The following is an 18,975-nucleotide window of genomic DNA, read 5'->3' as shown; positions in this document are numbered from 1 at the left end:
CGTTCCTCAGGAATGAAGGGGGTTGGAGATGGTGACGTAGACGGACTGGGTGTCGACGGGACCGACGAGTTCGTCGAGGCCGTGCAGCCGGGTCAGCAGATTGGCCTTGCAGCGCAGGACGGGTGAGTCGAGCAGGAGGGCGGGCAGGGGCGTGCGCAGTCGGGTCGGACCGGTGGCGACGTCGGTGAGGAAGCGCCGGAACGCGGCGAGCAACAGCCTCTCGTCGGCGAGCCGCTGGGAGCCGAACGCACCGATGAGACCGAACACGTTGTTGATGGCGAGGTAGTAGGCGAAGCGTTCGTCGGTGACCGCGTCGGAGACGAAGGTGTCGCTGTGCGCCCCGATGCCGGGCAGCCGGGTGTCGAGTTCCGCGCGTCGGGACTCGCGGAAGTAGTAGCCCTGGTTGTCCCGGTAACGGCCGCCCGTGGGCCAGCCTTCCGCGTCCAGCAGGAGCAGGGTGTTCTGCTGGTGCGCCTCCAGAGCGATGCCCGCCTCGCTGTCCAGCCAGAGCACGGGGCGTACGACCTGTTCGAGGTAGCGCAGGAACCACTCGGTGGCGACGGCGCCGCGCGGGCGTCCGGTGCGACCGGAGAGCCCGGTGACGATCTCGGCCAGCCGGGACCGCATGAGGCGGCCGCCCTCTGCCGGGTTGTGCGGGCCGGGTCCGGGGCGCGGCCGGGGTGAGACGAGTCCCGCGACGCAGCCGACGTCGTCGGCCGGGCCGAACGGGTTGTGGCGGATCATCACGTCGAGCCCGGGAAGCGGGCTGCCGTCCGGGCCGTCGACGGCGAGCCAGGCCGGGTCGCGGACGATGTCGAAGCCAGGGTGGGCGGCCTGCCACTGCTTGAACAGCCCGCCACGCAACAGGCGGTGGACCTCCACACCACGGTGGAGTTCCTTGCGGAGGTTCTCACGACGGGAGTTGGTGATGCGCAGGCCCAGCGACAGTTTCAGCATCGCGGGGGCGCCGGAGCGGTAGACGGTACGGACGGACGAGGTCGGGTGCCATGGGGTGCCCTGCGGACCGAGGTCCTGGAGCAGTCCGGCGTCTAGCAGGGCCGCGGTCTCACGACGGTGCTTGACCTCGCGCATCTGCCAGGGGTGCAGCGGCAGCGCGGCGGCGTACCCGTCGGGGAGTGCCAGGCCGGCACCGGCCAGGCGCCCGGTCAGTTGCTCCGCCGATACGGGGCGGCCGCGCTCCGTCCACGCCGAGTCGGCCGCCAGCACCGAGGGGGCGATCGCCATCCAGTACAGGGGGAAGGAGCCGCGCAACTCGGGCGAGTAGAGCCTGCCTTCAGCCTCGGAGAGGCCGTCGCGTCCCTTCGGTGTCGGATGCAGTGGGTGGCCGAGCAGGAGTGCCTGCTCCGCGGCGAGGAAGAGGTCGGGTGCGTCGGTGGGGTGCTCCCTGCGGTCCCTGATGAACACCGCGGTGCGCCGGACCGAGTCGGCGACACGGTCGACGAGGTCGGTGCCTTCACCGGCCGGGCTGTCCGGATGCCGGGCTTCGGGGTGGCTCGGTGCGACTCCCGCGCGCTCCGCGGAGGGTGCGGGGAAGCTCGTGCCCGCGGCAGATGCTCCGGTGGCCGACTGCCGCGCGAAGAGGGCGGCCACGGTCACCGCGTCGGCGACTGGTGCTTCGTCGGGAGCGTCGGCGAGGCGGGGAAGGCCGAAGCGGTGCCAGCCGGAGGCGGACCAGTGGTGGACGGGAACGAGCAGGGTCACGCCGCTGGCCGGCAGGGCGATGCGCAGGGTGCCGCCGTCGGGGGCGGGCAGGTCGTTCTCGCGTACCCAGCAGCGCAGCAGGTTCTCGACCGCCGCCGCCTGGGCCGCCGTCCGGGTGTCGGGGTGTTCCAGCAGGTCGGCGGTGCCCGGCAGGTCGGAGGTGGTCGGCAGGTCGGCGGTGGCCTGGCGGAGCCGCTCGGGAGCCTGGGCCCCCTCCTTCTGCCGGGGGACCGCATCCGCCGGCGACAGGTGCGCGGTCGGTGTGGCAGGGGCCGCTCGCTCGTACGTGGGGGGACGACTGTCGGGTGCGGGGGTGGCGTTCACGAGAATTCCTTGAAGGTCGTACGGGCTCGCGCGGCGACGAACCGGGGCGGTACCGGGTCGCGTTGGGCTCTTGGCTTTCCCTGGTCGGCTGCTGCGAAGGGGACACCGGTCGGGGGGTGAGGTCGGATGGGGTCGGCGGCGGGTCCGGGGGTTCCGTCGCCGACGGGCGCTCGCCGAGGCCGCGGCCTGCCGGCCGAGGTTCCACCGAGCTCCGCCCGACGTGGTACGCGCCCTGCCGTGCCGGTCAGACCGTCACCGCGACCCGTCGGCACCCCGTGGCCCGTCCCTCCCGAGCCGCCGGTCCCCCTGCGCCACCGCCCGCACCGCGTCGGCGAGCCGGTCGAGCACGGCGGACGTCTGTTCGTCACTGATCGTCAGGGGAGGAAGGAGGCGCACGACGCTCGAACGGCGACCTCCGAGTTCCACGATCAGGCCTCGGCGCAGGCACTCCCGCTGGACGGCGGCGGCGAGTTCGGGAGCGACGGGGCGCGGGCCGTCGGGGGTGGTGTGCGGCGGCCCTTCGGGGTCCACGAGTTCGAGGCCGATCATCAGGCCACGGCCACGGACATCGCCGATGCAGGGGAACTCCGCCGCGAGGCCGCGCAGTTGGGTGAGCATGCGGGCCCCGACGGTGGCCGCGCGTTCGGCGAGGCCGTTCTCGCGGACGTACGCGAGGGTGGCCGTGCCGGCGGCCATGGCCAGTTGGTTGCCGCGGAACGTGCCCGCGTGGGCGCCGGGTTGCCAGACGTCGAGGTCGTCGCGGTAGACGACGACGGCCAGCGGCAGGCTGCCGCCGATGGCCTTGGACAGGACCATCACGTCCGGGGTGATCCCGCTGTGTTCCATCGCCCAGAAGGTTCCGGTCCGGCCCACTCCTGTCTGGACCTCGTCCACGATCAGCGGGATGGACCGTGTCGCCGTGATCTCACGCATCCGCCGCGTCCACACGTCCGGCGCGGGAATCACCCCGCCCTCGCCCTGGACGGGTTCCAGGATCATCCCGGCGGGGAGCGGCACGCCCGACTTGGGGTCGTCGAGGAGGGACTCCGTCCAGCGCGCGGCGAGTTCGGCGCCCTGGAGGCCGCCGATGCCGAACGGGCAGCGGTAGTCCTGCGGATAGGGCAGGCGCGCGACGCGTACGTCCATCGCACCACCGGAGGCCTCGAGCGCGCCCGCGGTCATCCCGTGGTACGCGCCGGTGAACGCGAGCATGCCGGTGCGGCCGGTGGCCGTGCGCACCAGTTTGAACGCGGCCTCGACGGCGTCCGTCCCGGCCGGTCCGCAGAACTGGACCCGCGCGCGCTCGGCGAAACGCGGGGGCAGCGTGCGGAACAGTTCGGTGGTGAACGCGTCCTTCACCGGTGTCGCCAGGTCCAGGACGTGCAGGGGCGCCCCCGAGTCGAGAACCTTTCTGATCGCTTCCAGGACCACGGGATGGTTGTGTCCGAGGGCCAGGGTCCCGGCGCCGGAGAGGCAGTCGAGGTAGCGGCGTCCGTCGGCGCCCTCGATCGTCAGCCCGCGTGCTCGCACCGGAACGATCGGAAGGGCGCGCGCGTAGGTTCGTGCCGCCGATTCGCGCGCCGACTGGCGCCGCAGAATCCCCTCGTGCGCCGCGCGCGCCCTCTCGGCCGCTCCGGCACCACCATCCCGCGCTCCCTCGGGTTCCCCGGGCGCCCCCACCGGCACCACCGTTGACTCGGTCACGGCCACGACTTCAGGTCCTCCCGCTGTCCAGAGGCGAGTTGGCGGGGGTTTCGAACGCAGGCGGCACGCCCCCCGTACGTACCAACGACGCTGCTCGCGTTGGGAAGCGGGTGAATTCCAAGTTCCTGGTGTGAAGGAACCGTTGCCGCTCGCGTCCGGCCCCCCGTAGCTGAACCGTTGCGGTTCCGTCGGACGTCCCCCACAGCGACCGCATAGTCTTTGGTGCCGTTCGGTCGTACCGAACGAACCGCTCAGGCACCCGCCCACGCACCGCACAGTTCCCATACGCTCAGGGGGAGTTACACCATGCGATCCATACGCCCGCCCTTCGCCGCTCGTCGAGGCAGGAGCGCGCGCCGCAGAACGTCCCCCGTGCTGGCCGCCGTCGGCCTCACCGCCGCCCTTGCCCTGACCGCCACCGCCTGCGGCTCGGGCGATGACAACGCGAGCGGCCAGTCCAGCGCCTCCGCGTCCCAGGGCAGCGACGGAAAGATCAAGATCCCGGACGACATCAAGAACAAGCTCAAAGAGCACGGCATCGATGTCGACAAGTGGAAGAACGGCGCCTGGAAGAACTGGGACAAGGACGACTGGCTGCGCGAGGCCGACGACTTCATCAACCCGATCATCAAGGACCTCTGGGACCCGGACCGGATGCGCGGCGCCGACGACCCGGACAAGAACAAGGGCGTCGACGACGCCGACCTCACCGGTGACCAGGGCGTCACCGACCCGGAACCGGCCCCGGTGACGGCGCAGGCAGTGAAGACGTCCTACCACGCCAACGTGCCCGAGGCGGGGAAGGTGTTCTTCGACTCCCCCGAGGGCACGATGGTCTGCTCGGCGACGGTGGTCGAGGACCCGGCGCACCCGGGCAAGTCCAACCTGGTGTGGACGGCGGGCCACTGCGTGCACGCCGGCAAGAAGGGCGGCTGGTACCGCAACATCGCCTTCGTGCCCTCGTACAACGACGCCGGCAAGACGGCGGCGGAGATGGAGAGCGCCCCGCGGCAGGAGGTCGCTCCGTACGGCGTCTGGTGGAGCGACTGGGCGCAGACCTCGGACCAGTGGATCGAGCAGGGCGGTTCCACGGGCGGCCAGGGAGCCTCGTACGACTTCGCCGTGCTGCATGTGACGCCGGAGAAGGGCAGCGGCGGCAAGTCCCTCGAGGAGACGGTGGGTTCGGCGCTGCCGGTGAACTTCAACGCTCCGGCCGTGCCGAAGGTGTCGAGCATCACGGCGACCGGCTACCCGGCCGCGGCGCCGTTCGACGGCCAGAAGCTGTACCAGTGCACGGACAAGCCGGGACGGCTGTCGGTCGCGCAGGCCGACCCGACGATGTACCGCATCGGCTGCACCATGACCGGCGGTTCCTCCGGCGGCGGCTGGGTGGCCGCGGGCTCCGACGGCAAGCCGGCGCTGGTGTCCAACACCTCGATCGGCCCGGTCAAGTTCGGCTGGCTGGCGGGTCCGCGGCTGGGCGATGTGGCCAAGGGCGTGTACGACTCGGTGAGCGGGAAGTTCGCCGGGCGGTGACGCGGACGACGTGACAGGGTTCGGACGCACGGCGGTGGGACGGTTCACGGGAACTGTCACCGGACCACCGCCGTTCGTCCCCAACCGAGCGGGCACAGCGGGGTGTCGTGTTCGGGCGGTTCCCCGGAGAGTCGCCCCACGCCCGCCCGGCACAGACACTGAGCTTCAACGGGGGTTTCAGCACCATGCGTTCCACACGACGGCGTCGTACGGTCTTCGCCGCCACCGGCCTCCTGGCCGCCCTGGCGCTCACCGCGACCGCCTGCAACTCCGGTGACGACAAGGCGAGCGGCGGCTCCACCGCCTCCGCGTCGCAGGGATCCGACAGCGGCGACGACAAGATCGAGATCCCGGACGGCATCAGGGACAAGCTCAAAGAGCACGGCGTCGATGTCGACCAGTGGAAGAACGGCGCCTGGAAGAACTGGGACAAGGACAAGTGGCTCAGTGAGGCCAAGGACTTCGTCAACCCGGTGATCGACGGGCTGTGGAAGCCCGATCGGATGAAGGCCGCCAAGGACCCGGACAAGACGATCTCCGCGAAGGACGCGGCGGCCGACCAGGGCGTCAGCGACCCGGAGCCGGCGCCCGTCCCCGCCAAGGCCGAGAAGACCCCGTACCACGACCACGCCGCGCCGGTCGGCAAGGTCTTCTTCGACTCCCCCGAGGGCTCGATGGTCTGCTCGGGCACGGTCGTCAAGGACGTGAACCACCCCGGCAGGTCCAACCTCGTGTGGACCGCGGGCCACTGCGTGCACGCCGGTGGCGGCGGTGGCTGGTACCGCAACATCGCCTTCGTCCCGTCCTACAACGACCAGGGCAGGTCCGAGGCGCAGCTCGGCAGCGCCACGGCCTCGGAGGTCGCTCCGTACGGCCAGTGGTGGGCGGACTGGGCCTCGACCTCCGACGAGTGGATCTCCGGCGGCGACGAGACGGGCGGCGCGGGCGCCCCGTACGACTACGCCGTGCTGCATGTGAAGCCGGAGCAGGGCGGCAAGTCCCTGGAGGAGACCGTCGGCAACGCGCTGGACGTGGACTTCTCCGCGCCGTCCGCCCAGGACGCCGGCACGATGGGCGCCTGGGGCTACCCGGCCGCGCCGCCGTACAACGGCCTCAGCATGTTCAAGTGTGTCGACCAGCCGGGCCGTCTGTCGCTGGACCCGGCCCTGCCCACGATGTACCGCATCGGCTGCACCATGACCGGCGGTTCGTCCGGCGGCGGCTGGTTCCGGGTCGTCGACGGCAGGACCGAGCTCGTCTCGAACACCTCGATCGGCCCGGCCGGCAACACCTGGCTGGCGGGACCGCAGCTGGGCAAGGGAGCCCAGGCGCTCTACGAGCAGATGAGCAAGCGGTACGGCGGCCAGTAGGCATCCCGCGCTTCCGTGGAGGCGCGTCCACGACGAAGGCCCGCCCCCTCGGCGAGGGGGCGGGCCTTCGTGGATCCGCTGCCGTGGTGCTGACCGGCGTGTGGATCCGGTACGGCCGTGCCTACCGGAGCGCGGGCGCCGGGACGTACGGTGCGAGGTCCGACGCCAGCTCCTCGTGGACCCGCAGCTTGAGCAGGGTGCCCTCCGCGGTGTGCTCCTCGGAGATCACCTCGCCCTCGGTGTGGGCGCGCGCGACCAGCTTGCCGTGCGTGTACGGCACGAGCGCCTCGATCTCGACCGAGGGACGCGGCAGCTCGTTGTCGATCAGGGCGAGCAGCTCGTCCATGCCCTGGCCGGTACGGGCCGAGACCGCGATGGAGCGCTTCTCGTTCCGCATCAGCCGCTGGAGCACCAGCGGGTCCGCCGCGTCCGCCTTGTTGATCACCACGATCTCGGGCACCTTGGTCGCGCCCACGTCACGGATGACCTCGCGCACCGCTGCCAGCTGCTCCTCCGGAGCCGGGTGCGAACCGTCCACCACGTGCAGGATCAGGTCGGAGTCGCCGACCTCCTCCATGGTGGAGCGGAACGCCTCGACCAGGTGGTGCGGCAGGTGCCGTACGAAACCGACCGTGTCGACCAGCGTGTACAGCCGCCCGCTCGGGGTCTCGGCCCGGCGCACGGTCGGGTCGAGGGTCGCGAACAGCGCGTTCTCGACGAGGACGCCCGCGCCTGTGAGGCGGTTGAGCAGGGACGACTTGCCGGCGTTGGTGTATCCGGCGATGGCGACCGAGGGCACCTTGTTGCGGCGGCGCTCCTGGCGCTTGATCTCGCGGCCCGTCTTCATGGCCGCGATCTCCCGGCGCATCTTCGCCATCTTCTCGCGGATACGGCGCCGGTCCGTCTCGATCTTGGTCTCACCGGGACCACGGGTGGCGAGGCCGCCGCCCTTGCCGCCGCCCATCTGACGGGACAGCGACTGGCCCCAGCCGCGCAGCCTCGGCAGCATGTACTGCATCTGCGCTAGCGCGACCTGTGCCTTGCCCTCTCGGGACTTGGCGTGCTGGGCGAAGATGTCGAGGATCAGGGCCGTGCGGTCGATGACCTTGACCTTGACGACGTCTTCGAGGTGGATCAGCTGGCCGGGGCTCAGCTCACCGTCACAGATCACTGTGTCGGCGCCGGTCTCGATCACGATGTCCCGGAGCTCGTTGGCCTTGCCGGAACCGATGTACGTGGCCGCGTCGGGCTTGTCGCGGCGCTGGACGACGCCGTCGAGCACGAGCGCTCCCGCGGTCTCCGCGAGTGCGGCCAGCTCGGCCAGCGAGTTGTCCGCGTCCTGAATGGTTCCCGAGGTCCAGACACCGACGAGGACGACGCGCTCCAGACGGAGCTGTCGGTACTCGACCTCGGTGACGTCCTCGAGCTCGGTGGAGAGGCCCGCCACACGGCGCAGGGCCGCGCGCTCGGAGCGGTCGAACTGCTCGCCGTCCCGGTCTCCGTCGATCTCGTGGCTCCAGGCGACGTCCTCTTCCATCAGGGCATCGGCCCGAAGACCTTCGGGGTAGTTCTGCGCGAAATTCTGCGCGTCCTGGGAAGGGGAAGAAGAGGAGGTCATTGGATCCTTACGTAGATGGGGAGAGCCGCGGGCCGACGAGAGTCGCCCGTCAAAGAAAACAACGCCCGGGGCCACCGGGAGATTCCCGGTTCCGGCCGGGCCAACCCTCCGAAGGGGGCCGCGCCGCCGGCTCGAAGATGGTCGCACGGTACGGCCCGTCTCGTCACGCGACTTATCGGCGCCCGCCGGGCACCCGCGGACATCGCCCCGGCGGGGTGCCGCCGTGCCCCCGGTTCCCTTGATTCAGGGGCCCGCGGGCGTCGCCGCCTCACGCGCCCTTTCGCGCCTTGGGGGCGTCGCTCTTCCAGTCCGGGTGCCCCGGCATCGGCGGTGTCTTCTCGTCGTACAGCCACGCCTTGAAGAACCCCCTCAGATCACGGGCCGCGACGGCGGAGGCGAGGTCGACGAAGTCGGCCGTCGAGGCCACCCCGTCGCGGTTGACGCTCACCCAGGTCCGCTCCAGGCGCTCGAACGCCGGGCGCCCGATCTCCTGGCGCAGCGCGTACAGGGCCAGGGCCGCCCCGTCGTAGACGTTCGGACGGAAGATGCTGATCTTGTGGCCGGGCTTGGGCCCCTTGGGCTTCGCGGGCGGACCGCCGGAGGCGCGCCAGGAGTCGGACAGCCGGTAGGCCGCCTTCATCCGCGTCTCCATGGGCTTGTGCGCCTTCTCTTCGGCGTACAGGGCCTCGTACCAGGTGGCGTGTCCTTCGTTGAGCCACAGGTCGGACCAGGTGCGGGGACTGACGCTGTCGCCGAACCACTGGTGGGACAGCTCGTGCACCATGATCGACTCGACGTACCACTTCGGGTACGCGGGCTCGGTGAAGAGGCCCTTCTCGAAGAGCGAGAGCGTCTGCGTCTCCAGCTCGAAGCCGGTCTGCGCCTGCGCCATCAGCAGGCCGTAGGTCTCGAAGGGGTACCGCCCGACCTTGCCTTCCATCCAGGCGATCTGGGCGGGGGTCTTCCGGAGCCACGGTTCGAGTACCGCGCGGTCGCCGGTGGGGACGACATCGCGTACCGGCAGGCCGTGCGGCCCCTCGCGGTGCAGCACGCGGGAGCGGCCGATGGACACCTGGGTCAGCTCGGTGGCCATGCGGTGCTCGGTGCGATACGTCCAGGTCGTGGCCCCACGGGTCCGGTCGGTTCCCTCGGGCAGACCGTTGGCCACGGCCGTGTACCCGTCGGGCGCCGTGACGTGGATGGTGAACATCGCCTTGTCGGAGGGGTGGTCGTTGCACGGGAAGACCAGGTGTGCGGCGTCGGCCTGGTTGGCCATCGCGAGCCCGTCCTTGGTCCGTACCCAGCCGCCGTCCTGGTCCTTGGCACTGATCGGGTCACTGGTGTGACGCACGGTGATGTGCAGCGGGCTCCCGGCGGACAGCGGTTCGGCCGGCGTCACCACCAGGTCGTCACCGGCGCTCGCGAAATCGGCGGACGCTCCGTTGACCTCGACCGATCGCACCGTTCCGTGCGCGAAGTCGAGGTTCACACGGTCGAGCGGGGCCATGGTCAGGGCATCGATCGTGGTGACGGCCTTGAGCGGCTTGTCGTTGGTACCGGGGTAGGTGAAGACGAGGTCGTACGACTCGACGTCGTAGCCGGGGTTTCCGAGGGTGGGGAAGAGCCGGTCACCGATCCCCAGGGGCGCGGCGGCGTCCGGGGCGCTCGCGGCGATCAGGCAGACGGAGACGGCCGAGGCGAGCAGGGCCGCCGAGACGCGGCGGCTCCTCGGGCGTGCGGGCGTGGCGGTGGGGTTGACAAGCATGGACCACCGCTACCAGCGCGCACCGGTTCCGCGGTGACGACTCGCGCCCGGCCCACCCGAACGAGTCGTTCACCAGGCTCATTGGATCCAGCGTCCGGTGGCCGGCGCCGGGCGCCCGGCGCGCGGTGTCTACTGGGCCGCCGTCGCCGGATGCTGGGCCCGGCTCACGTCGTACACGCCGGGCACATTGCGCATCGCGCGCATCAGGCCCTGGAGGCGGGCCGCGTCCGGGAGTTGGAGCGTGTAGGTATGGCGCACCCGCTGCTGGCTGGGGGGTTCGACGGTCGCCGAGACGACGGCGACACCCTCCGCGGCGATGGCCTCGGTGAGGTCGGCGAGCAGATGCGGGCGCCCGAAGGATTCGGCGACCAGAGTGACGCGGCACTCGGTGGTGTCCCCCCAGCGCACGCCGACCTCCGCGCGCCCCGCGCTCTTCATGCGCGCCGCTCCGGCGCACTCCACGCGGTGCACGGTGACCACTCCCCCGCGAACGGCGAACCCGGTCACCTCGTCGGGTGGTACGGGCGTACAGCAGCCTGCCATGCGTACGGACGCGCCGGGCGGGTCGGCGACGGCACTCGCGGGGCGGGCGACCTGCGCCTCGGCGGGGCGCGCCGGGGCCTCGACGGGCGGTCTGGGGCCCGTGGCGGAGGTCCCGGTCGTCTCCTCGGCGCCGGGTGCGGGGTGCGTGGCCATCCAGCGCTGGATGGCGATCCGCGCCGCGGCCGTGTGCGCGTGCTCCAGCCACTCCCTGGACGGCTCGGAGGCGGGGTCCTGGCCCATGAGGAGCTGAACGGTGTCGCCGTCCTTCAGGACCGTACTCAGCGTCGCCAGGCGGCCGTTGACCCGGGCCCCGATGCAGGCGTGCGCGTCCTCGCCGTACTGCGCGTACGCCGCGTCGACGCAACTGGCGCCCTCCGGAAGGCCCAACGATCCTCCGTCGGCGCGGAAGACGGTGATCTCGCGGTCCTGGGCGAGGTCTTCGCGCAGTGTCGACCAGAACGTGTCCGGGTCCGGGGCGCCCTGCTGCCAGTCGAGCAGCCGTGAGAGCCAGCCGGGGCGGGTGGGGTCGGCGCGCTCGCCGTCGAAGGGGCGTTCCCCGCCGCCGTCCGGCTGTTCCTCCGACGGCGGTGCGTAGGGGTTGCCTAGCGCGATGACTCCGGCCTCGGCGACCTTGTGCATCTGGTGCGTGCGGATGAGGACTTCGGCGACCTGGCCGTCGCCGCGGGTGACGGCCGTGTGCAGCGACTGGTACAGGTTGAACTTGGGGACGGCGATGAAGTCCTTGAACTCCGAGACCACCGGGGTGAGACAGGTGTGCAGTTCGCCGAGGACGCCGTAGCAGTCGGCGTCCTCGTTCACGAGCACCAGAAGCCGTCCGAAGTCGGCGCCGCGCATCGGGCCGCGCTTGCGCGACACGCGATGCACGGAGACGAAGTGGCGTGGCCTTATGAGGACTTCGGCCGGGATCCCGGCGTCGCGCAGGACCACGCGCACCTCCTCCGCGATCTCCTCGAGGGGGTTGTCGTCGTGGCTCGCGTTGTCGTCGACGAGCTCCCGTGTGTGCTCGTACTCCTCCGGGTGCAGGATCGCGAAGACGAGGTCTTCCAGTTCGGTCTTGAGCGCCTGGACGCCGAGGCGCTCCGCGAGCGGGATCAGCACGTCCCGGGTCACTTTGGCGATCCGCGCCTGTTTCTCTGGGCGCATGACGCCGAGGGTGCGCATGTTGTGCAGCCGGTCCGCGAGTTTGATCGACATCACCCGGACGTCGTTGCCCGTCGCGACCAGCATCTTCCGGAAGGTCTCCGGTTCGGCGGCGGCGCCGTAGTCGACCTTCTCCAACTTGGTGACGCCGTCGACGAGATAGCAGACCTCGTCGCCGAACTCCTCCCGAACCTGATCCAGCGTCACCTCCGTGTCCTCGACGGTGTCGTGGAGCAGAGAGGCGGTCAACGTCGTTGTCTCTGCGCCGAGTTCGGCGAGAATCAGGGTCACGGCGAGCGGGTGCGTGATGTACGGCTCGCCGCTCTTGCGCATCTGGCCGCGGTGCGAGGACTCCGCGAGCACGTACGCGCGGCGCAGGGGCTCCAGCTTGGCGTCGGGGTGATGGGCGCGGTGCGCCTCGGCCACATGCCCGATCGCGTCCGGCAGCCGGTCGCGGGTCGCGGGCCCGAGGAGGGCGGCCCGCCCCAGTCGGCGCAGGTCGATCCGGGGACGCCCCTTCCTGCGGTGCACCGGGGGCACTCCCGGCTCGAGCGAGGCCGAGCGCTGGGGGGCGGGCGTTGCAGGGCCTGGCGTCGCGGGATTCGTCGCCTCCGCACTCATGGGCACCTCCGGCTGCGTAAGACCGGCGGACGGGTGCCCCATGGCGTACTCGGCTCAGGGGATGGTGTCGGTCCCCCGTCCGTGCCGGTGCTTGATGCTACCGACCCCACCACGCCCGGCTGACCGCCTCTCGCCGAGCGTGAAACGGATCACCCATTCGAGCGAAGGTTTTTGGGTTTACGGTTTCGAACTTCTGGAAGAGACGGCGCGGACGTACGGCGCCGCAGCGGTGGGCGACAGATCACGCCCGTCCCCCGTCCCCCGGCCGCTCGGCTCAGCGCCGCACGTCGTCCAGCCACTCCGCGTCGATCTCGCCCTCGGCGACGATCACGGCGGGGCCCGTCATCTCGATCTCGCCGTCCGCGTGCTCGGTGATCACCAGGCGTCCGCCGGGCACGTCGACGGTGTACGTCGCCGGGGTGCCGGTCACGGAGGGGTCGGCGTCGTCTCGGCGGGCCGCGGCGACGGCCACGGCGCACGCGCCCGTGCCGCAGGATCGGGTCTCTCCGGAGCCGCGCTCGTGGACCCGCAGGGCGACATGGCGGGGCCCCCGGTCGACCACGAACTCGACATTGACGCCGTCCGGGTACGCCGACGCCGGGGTGAACGGCGGCGGCGTGAACAGATCACCGGCGTGCGCGAGGTCGTCAACGAAGGCGACGGCGTGCGGGTTGCCCATGTTCACGTTGCGTGCGGGCCAGCTGCGCTCGCCGACGCTCACCGTGACGTCTCCTTCGGGGAGGAGTGCCTTGCCCATGCCGACGGTGACGTCTCCGTCCTTGGCGACGTGCACGGTCTTCAAGCCCCCGCGCGTGGCGACCGCGGTATCGCCTTCGGTCACATACCCGGCGCGCTGGAGGTAGCGGGCGAACACACGCACTCCGTTGCCGCACATCTCGGCGACCGAGCCGTCACCGTTGCGGTAGTCCATGAACCACTCCGCCTCGGCCGCCATCCCCTTGGCCTCGGGGTGCGCGGCGGACCGCACGACGTGCAGCAGGCCGTCGCCGCCGATGCCCGCGCGGCGGTCGCACAGGGCGGCGACGGCGGCGGGAGGCAGGTCGATGACATTCTCCGGGTCCGGGATGATCACGAAGTCGTTCTCGGTCCCGTGCCCCTTGAGGAAGGCGATCCGCGTGCTCATTCCTCGATCGTAAGGGGTCGGTACGACAGTCCGGCCGGCGCGGGGCGGGTGTCCGTACGGCGCTGCCGTTCGCGGGGAGGGGTACGACTCTTCCGTGCTCCCGTGCTCCCGTCGCGCGCGGGGGCCGGGTCCGTCCGGCGCGCCGGTCCACGCGGGGCTGAGGGTCGGTGCGTCACTCCCGTCCGCGCGGGCGAAGGTCGGTACGAAACTCCCGTCCGCGCCGTGCCGTGCCGCCAGACCGAGGGCCCGGGGTCCGGGCCCACGCGTCGGCGAACCGGGACCGTGGGACCGAGGAGTCAGCGCAGCCGGGCCACGCGCCACACGGCGAGCACCGCCACCGCGGCGACGACCACGATGTACGCGATCACCACTCGCCAGTCCGGGCGGCGGCCGGAGCCGCGCTGCGGGAAGCCGGGCAGGGCGTAGCCGACGCGGCGGGCGGCCATCATGCCCCAGCCGGCGGCGCACGAGCAGATCAGCAGGCCGAGCATGGCGACCACGGCACCGCCGTCACCGAACTCGAAGGCGAGCGGGAAGGCGAACATCAGGGAGCCGATCGCGGCCAGTCCCACGATGGGCGCGAGCTGCCAAATACGCAGCAGACGCTGCGGGCGCAGCTCGACCTCGACCGCTGGCTCCGGGGACATCGCGCCGGGCTCGGGGCCGTCGGCGATCACCCCGCCGGGGGTGTCCTCGGGTCCGTCGGAGCTCAGGCGGTCTCCGCCCAGCTCCGGCTCGACGCCGGAATCGGCGTCCGGATCGATGGTCAGACGAACTCCGTCCGGATCAGCACCGTGCTCAGTGCCTCGTGCAGTGTCGCGAGGGCCGGCCTCCATCGCCACGCGCCCTCCCAACTCGGACTTCACTGGTCGATCGAAGCTCGATGATGGCACGGCGTCAGAGGCCCGGATGACGGCCTGAGCGTCCCGATGCCATGACGTGATCAGGCTGTGACCGGTCGTTCGACCAACGCCAGTGCGAGTTCCGGAAGTTCTGTGAGATCCGCCGCAGCCCCACTGAGCCAATGCACCCTGGGGTCGCGTCGGAACCATGAATCCTGACGGCGCGCGAAGCGCTTGGTGGCGCGAACGGTCTCGGCGCGGGCCTCGCCCTCGGTGCACTCCCCGGCGAGCGCCGCGAGGACCTGCTGATACCCGAGCGCGCGTGATGCCGTGCGCCCGGCGCGCAGGCCGCGCGCCTCCAGCGTGCGCACCTCGTCCACGAGCCCGGCGTCCCACATCCGGTCCACCCGGCGCGCGATGCGCTCGTCGAGTTCGGGTCGCGCGACGTCGACCCCGATCTGGAGGGTGTCGTACACGGAGTCGTGGCCGGGCAGATTGGCGGTGAAGGGCTTGCCGGTGATCTCGATCACTTCGAGGGCGCGGACGATACGGCGGCCGTTGCTGGGCAGAATCGCGTGCGCGGCCTCGGGGTCGGCCATCGCGAGCCGCGCGTGCAGAGCTCCGGAGCCGCGCAGGGTGAGCTCCTCCTCCAGGCGGGCGCGCACCTCGGGGTCGGTGCCGGGGAACTCCAGGTTGTCGACGGCCCCGCGGACGTACAGCCCTGAGCCGCCCACCAGGATCGGCCAGCGCCCTTCGGCGAGCAGCGCGTCGATGCGGGCACGGGCGAGCCGCTGGTACTCGGCGACGCTGGCGGTGACCGTCACGTCCCAGATGTCCAGGAGGTGGTGCGGGATGCCGCCACGCTCGTCGGGCGTCAGCTTGGCGGTGCCGATGTCCATCCCTCGGTACAGCTGCATCGAGTCGGCGTTGACCACCTCGCCTCCGAGACGCCTGGCGAGGAAAACGCCCAGATCGGACTTTCCTGCCGCGGTCGGTCCGACGACGGCGATGACCCGGGGGGCGGGGGGTGCGCTACTCACGGTCCCAGTCTCGCAAACCCCGGGACCTCTCCTCCAACGAGTCGCGTGACGCCAGGGGTCCAGGTTCGTTGCCTGTTGCGGGATTCCACCCGCCGGTTGCGAGAACCGGCGACCCGGGCGACGCAATGGGGCGCACCGGGCAACGCGGAATTTCGCCCTCACGAGTAACGTATGGAGTGGATATGGGCGTTTTTGCACGGCTTCTCCGGAGGTCAAAGGCTACGGAGGAGGCGGCGACCGCCGAGGCGCAAGCCGCCGCGCAGCCGGCCGACACCGAGGCGGAGGCGGCGGCAGAGTCGCATGATTCGTCCGAGATCGAGGGCGAGGCGACGGCGGGGACCGCCGAGGCCGACACCGCGGAGGACGTCGACATCCCCAAGCAGCAGACCGCCGATCAGGCCGCCGACAACGAGGCCGGCGAGGGTGCCCGCAGGTAACTGTCCCGCGAGGGAAGGCGAACCATGGGTCTGATGGACAATCTGAAAGCCAAGCTGGAGCCCGCCAAGGACAAGGTCTCCGGGCTCGCGCAGCAGCACGGGCACAAGGTCACTCACGGCCTCGACAAGGCCGCGAAGGTGGTCGACGAGAAGACCAAGCACAAGTACAGCGGCAAGATCCGGACGGGCACGGGCAAGGCCAAGGACGCCATGGACCGCCTGGCGCACAAGGACGGCGGCGGGGGACCGACCCCGCCGGACATGCCGACTCCGCCTCAGACATCCTGAACGACCCACACATCGTCGGACGGCCGCGAAGCGCTCAGGCTTCCGGCCGTCCGCCGTGTCCGGGCCGGCAGTGCAGGGCACGGCAAGGTGAGGGCACGAGCGTCCGTCCGCGCCGTCAGGTGCCGGTGCAGGCGCCCTCACAGGCACCTGACGGCTCGTACGGCTGACGGCCCGTACAGCGGGCGCCAGGTGCCGCCCGGCGCCTGCACGGCTGATGACTGCCCGCTGACAACTGACGGCCGACCGCTGACGGCTGACGGCGCGTCCGTGTCCGGGAACCGCCGGAGGGTCCGCGGGCCGGGCTCCGGCCGCGCTCATGCCCGTACGGCCCAACGCGTCACAACGTGCTCGGCGCGACCCCTACGACCAGGCCGCCACCAGATATCCCACCCCGTACAGAGCGTCGTCGTAGAGCAGGGCGCCGCCGAGCCCCGCGCCCTCGGCCGCGCCCGCGAGGACCTGCCAGGGGGCGCGCCCCGCGACCTTCAGCTCGTGTGCCAGAGCGGTGTCCATCGCCTTGAGGGCGGCCACGTCCGCGGCGCCCAGCGCCCGCGCGGCCTCCGCGTCGAAGCCGGCCGCGCGCTCGTCGAGATAGCCGGGCGCCTTGAGCGTCCTGCACGCGCTGGCGTCACCCATCACCAGCATCGCCACCCGCTCGGCCCGCCCGCCGATGTGCTCCCCCGCTTGGACACACCGCTCGGCCTCCAGCGCTTCCCCCACTCCGAGCCCCTCCACCGGGGCGTCGGACCAGCCGGTGCGCTCCAGCAGCCAGGCGGCGACGGCGAGGGAGGGCGGCAACTCGCGTTCCGAGTCGTCGCGGCTCGCGCTCCCCGCGTGCGGGCGACCGAGGCGTACCTCGAGGCCGACGCCGAAGCCGCTGAAGGAGCCGCGGGTGCCCTCCGGATGCGGTCCGCGACCACTCTGACCGGCGGGGCCGACGACGATCAGCAGGTCGGGTCGGGATGCGGCGAGCACGCCCAGCGCGTCCGTGCACGCCGCGCGCGCGACGTCCAACTCGGGTGCGGCGCCGGCTGCGACGTCGGGGACGAGCAGCGGAGGGCAGGGGCAGACTGCGGCGGCTACAAGCATGATCCGCAGCGTAACGCTGTCAGCCGACGATCCGCCCTGGCCCCGCTCCGGTTCCGTGAGCCGACCCCGGCCCCCTTGCGGATCCGCGCCCTGGTCCCCTGCCCACTCCGGTTCCGTGAGCGTTCGGGCGAGGGCGCCCGTCAGTCGCAGCCGCAGCCGCTGCCCGTGGCGACCGGCAGCGGCTCCGGGGCGCCGATCTTCGGCAGCCCCAGCATGACGCCCGCCGGCTTGACTGCCTCGGCGGCGTTGCGCTTCTCCCAGGCGTCTCCCGCGCGCGTGCGGCGCACGTCCAGGACAGCGCCCTCGGCGAGCAGGTGGTGCGGGGCGGCGTAGGTGATCTCGACGGTGACCACGTCGCCGGGGCGGACCTCTGCGTCCGGCTTCGTGAAGTGGACCAGGCGGTTGTCGGGGGCGCGGCCGGACAGACGGTGGGTGGCGCCGTCCTTGCGGCCCTCGCCCTCGGCGACCATCAGCTCCAGGGTGCGGCCGACCTGCTTCTTGTTCTCGTCCCAGGAGATCTCCTCCTGGAGGGCGACGAGACGCTCGTAGCGCGCCTGGACGACCTCCTTGGGGATCTGCCCCTCCATGGTGGCCGCCGGGGTGCCGGGGCGCTTGGAGTACTGGAACGTGAAGGCCGCAGAGAAGCGGGCCTCGCGGACCGCGTGCAGGGTCTGCTCGAAGTCCTCCTCCGTCTCACCGGGGAAGCCCACGATGATGTCGGTGGTGATCGCCGCGTCCGGGATGGCGGCCCGGACCTTCTCGATGATCCCGAGGAAGCGGTCCTGGCGGTACGAGCGGCGCATCGCCTTCAGGACGGTGTCCGATCCGGACTGCATCGGCATGTGGAGCTGCGGCATCACGTTCGGCGTCGCGGCCATGGCGGCGATCACGTCGTCAGTGAAGTCGCGCGGGTGCGGCGAGGTGAAGCGGACACGCTCCAGTCCCTCGATCTGCCCGCAGGCGCGCAGCAGCTTGCCGAAGGCCTCGCGGTCGCCGATGTCGCTGCCGTACGCGTTGACGTTCTGGCCGAGCAGGGTGATCTCGGAGACGCCCTCACCGACCAGGGCCTCGATCTCGGCCAGGATGTCGCCGGTCCTGCGGTCCTTCTCCTTGCCGCGCAGCGCCGGGACGATGCAGAAGGTGCAGGTGTTGTTGCAGCCGACGGAGATCGACACCCAGGCCGCGTACGCGCTCTCGCGGCGGGTCGGCAGCGTGGAGGGGAAGGCCTCCAGGGATTCGGCGATCTCGATCTGCGCCTCTTCCTGGACGCGGGCGCGCTCCAGGAGGACCGGCAGCTTGCCGATGTTGTGCGTGCCGAAGACGACGTCCACCCAGGGCGCCCGCTTCACGATGGTGTCGCGGTCCTTCTGGGCGAGGCAGCCGCCGACGGCGATCTGCATGCCGGGGCGCTTCGTCTTCATCGGCGCCAGGCGGCCGAGGTTGCCGTAGAGCTTGTTGTCGGCGTTCTCGCGCACGGCGCAGGTGTTGAAGACGACGACGTCCGCGTCGCCGTCCGAGCCCTCGGGCGCCCGCACGTAACCGGCGCCCTCAAGGAGCCCGGAGAGCCGTTCGGAGTCATGGACGTTCATCTGACACCCGTAGGTGCGCACTTCGTACGTCTTGGATTCCTGAACGTCCACTGCCTGACTCCGGTCGCCGCTGCTCATGTGACAAGGGTAGGCGGTACCTGGAGTACGTTCGGACGCCGGACTGCGCCTGTCAGGTGCACGGCATTACACGGCATGCGGGCATGGGAGGTGCGGGGCCATGA

The 18,975-nt window shown here is 71.3% G+C and carries 14 protein-coding genes; 4 read left to right on the top strand and 10 right to left on the bottom strand.

What is annotated here, in order from left to right; all coding sequences use genetic code 11:
• Positions 1 to 6: 6 nt before the first annotated feature.
• Both ABZX90_RS00275 and ABZX90_RS00270 read right to left on the bottom strand, forming a co-directional pair.
• Positions 7 to 1,893 carry an IucA/IucC family protein gene (locus ABZX90_RS00275; protein ID WP_355200858.1) on the bottom strand — a complete coding sequence of 629 codons (1,887 nt, stop codon included), beginning with the start codon at positions 1,891 to 1,893 and terminating at the stop codon, positions 7 to 9.
• 405 nt (positions 1,894 to 2,298) lie between these two features.
• Positions 2,299 to 3,645, bottom strand: coding sequence for a diaminobutyrate--2-oxoglutarate transaminase family protein (locus ABZX90_RS00270; RefSeq protein ID WP_355200856.1), 1,347 nt, complete (start codon positions 3,643 to 3,645; stop codon positions 2,299 to 2,301).
• 411 nt (positions 3,646 to 4,056) lie between these two features.
• Here ABZX90_RS00270 and ABZX90_RS00265 point away from each other — a divergent pair, with 411 nt between their 5' ends.
• Positions 4,057 to 5,286 carry a hypothetical protein gene (locus ABZX90_RS00265; RefSeq protein WP_351121584.1) on the top strand — a complete coding sequence of 410 codons (1,230 nt, stop codon included), beginning with the start codon at positions 4,057 to 4,059 and terminating at the stop codon, positions 5,284 to 5,286.
• Positions 5,287 to 5,471: 185 nt separating this feature from the next.
• The gene (locus tag ABZX90_RS00260; RefSeq protein WP_355200502.1) at positions 5,472 to 6,656 is read left to right on the top strand and encodes a hypothetical protein; all 1,185 of its coding nucleotides are present in this window, start codon (positions 5,472 to 5,474) and stop codon (positions 6,654 to 6,656) included.
• Positions 6,657 to 6,777: 121 nt separating this feature from the next.
• Here the strand turns inward: ABZX90_RS00260 and hflX are convergent, their stop codons facing one another.
• From hflX to miaA, 6 genes are all read right to left on the bottom strand, one after another.
• Positions 6,778 to 8,274 carry a GTPase HflX gene (gene hflX / locus ABZX90_RS00255; protein WP_355200500.1) on the bottom strand — a complete coding sequence of 499 codons (1,497 nt, stop codon included), beginning with the start codon at positions 8,272 to 8,274 and terminating at the stop codon, positions 6,778 to 6,780.
• A gap of 268 nt (positions 8,275 to 8,542) precedes the next feature.
• Positions 8,543 to 10,039: a M1 family metallopeptidase gene (locus ABZX90_RS00250; RefSeq protein ID WP_355200498.1), complete on the bottom strand. Its 1,497-nt coding sequence runs from the start codon at positions 10,037 to 10,039 to the stop codon at positions 8,543 to 8,545.
• 129 nt (positions 10,040 to 10,168) lie between these two features.
• On the bottom strand, positions 10,169 to 12,364 hold the full coding sequence (locus tag ABZX90_RS00245) for an HD domain-containing protein (protein WP_355200496.1): 2,196 nt from the start codon (positions 12,362 to 12,364) through the stop codon (positions 10,169 to 10,171).
• 274 nt (positions 12,365 to 12,638) lie between these two features.
• Positions 12,639 to 13,508 (bottom strand): diaminopimelate epimerase, encoded by an 870-nt coding sequence (dapF, locus tag ABZX90_RS00240; protein WP_351121598.1) that lies wholly within the window; start codon positions 13,506 to 13,508, stop codon positions 12,639 to 12,641.
• A gap of 296 nt (positions 13,509 to 13,804) precedes the next feature.
• Entirely contained in the window at positions 13,805 to 14,344 is a 540-nt protein-coding gene (locus ABZX90_RS00235) for a hypothetical protein (protein WP_351121735.1), read from the bottom strand.
• Between the two features lie 107 nt (positions 14,345 to 14,451).
• Positions 14,452 to 15,390, bottom strand: coding sequence for a tRNA (adenosine(37)-N6)-dimethylallyltransferase MiaA (miaA, locus tag ABZX90_RS00230; protein WP_355200494.1), 939 nt, complete (start codon positions 15,388 to 15,390; stop codon positions 14,452 to 14,454).
• Between the two features lie 182 nt (positions 15,391 to 15,572).
• Between miaA and ABZX90_RS00225 the strand changes: the two genes are divergently transcribed.
• Both ABZX90_RS00225 and ABZX90_RS00220 read left to right on the top strand, forming a co-directional pair.
• Positions 15,573 to 15,827 carry a hypothetical protein gene (locus tag ABZX90_RS00225; RefSeq protein ID WP_355200492.1) on the top strand — a complete coding sequence of 85 codons (255 nt, stop codon included), beginning with the start codon at positions 15,573 to 15,575 and terminating at the stop codon, positions 15,825 to 15,827.
• Between the two features lie 24 nt (positions 15,828 to 15,851).
• Positions 15,852 to 16,115: an antitoxin gene (locus ABZX90_RS00220; protein ID WP_351121604.1), complete on the top strand. Its 264-nt coding sequence runs from the start codon at positions 15,852 to 15,854 to the stop codon at positions 16,113 to 16,115.
• Between the two features lie 360 nt (positions 16,116 to 16,475).
• Here ABZX90_RS00220 and ABZX90_RS00215 read toward each other — a convergent pair whose 3' ends face one another.
• Positions 16,476 to 17,204, bottom strand: a complete 729-nt coding sequence (locus tag ABZX90_RS00215) for a class III extradiol dioxygenase subunit B-like domain-containing protein (RefSeq protein WP_355200489.1) — start codon at positions 17,202 to 17,204, stop codon at positions 16,476 to 16,478.
• A gap of 140 nt (positions 17,205 to 17,344) precedes the next feature.
• Entirely contained in the window at positions 17,345 to 18,871 is a 1,527-nt protein-coding gene (gene miaB, locus ABZX90_RS00210; protein ID WP_355200487.1) for a tRNA (N6-isopentenyl adenosine(37)-C2)-methylthiotransferase MiaB, read from the bottom strand.
• Between the last annotated feature and the right edge of the window lie 104 nt (positions 18,872 to 18,975).

Origin of the sequence: Streptomyces sp. NPDC002935 (assembly GCF_040611295.1) — a bacterium.
Lineage (GTDB): Bacteria > Actinomycetota > Actinomycetes > Streptomycetales > Streptomycetaceae > Streptomyces.
The sequence above is the reverse complement of the archived record's forward strand: the minus strand, read 5'-3'. Positions and strand labels throughout refer to the sequence as shown.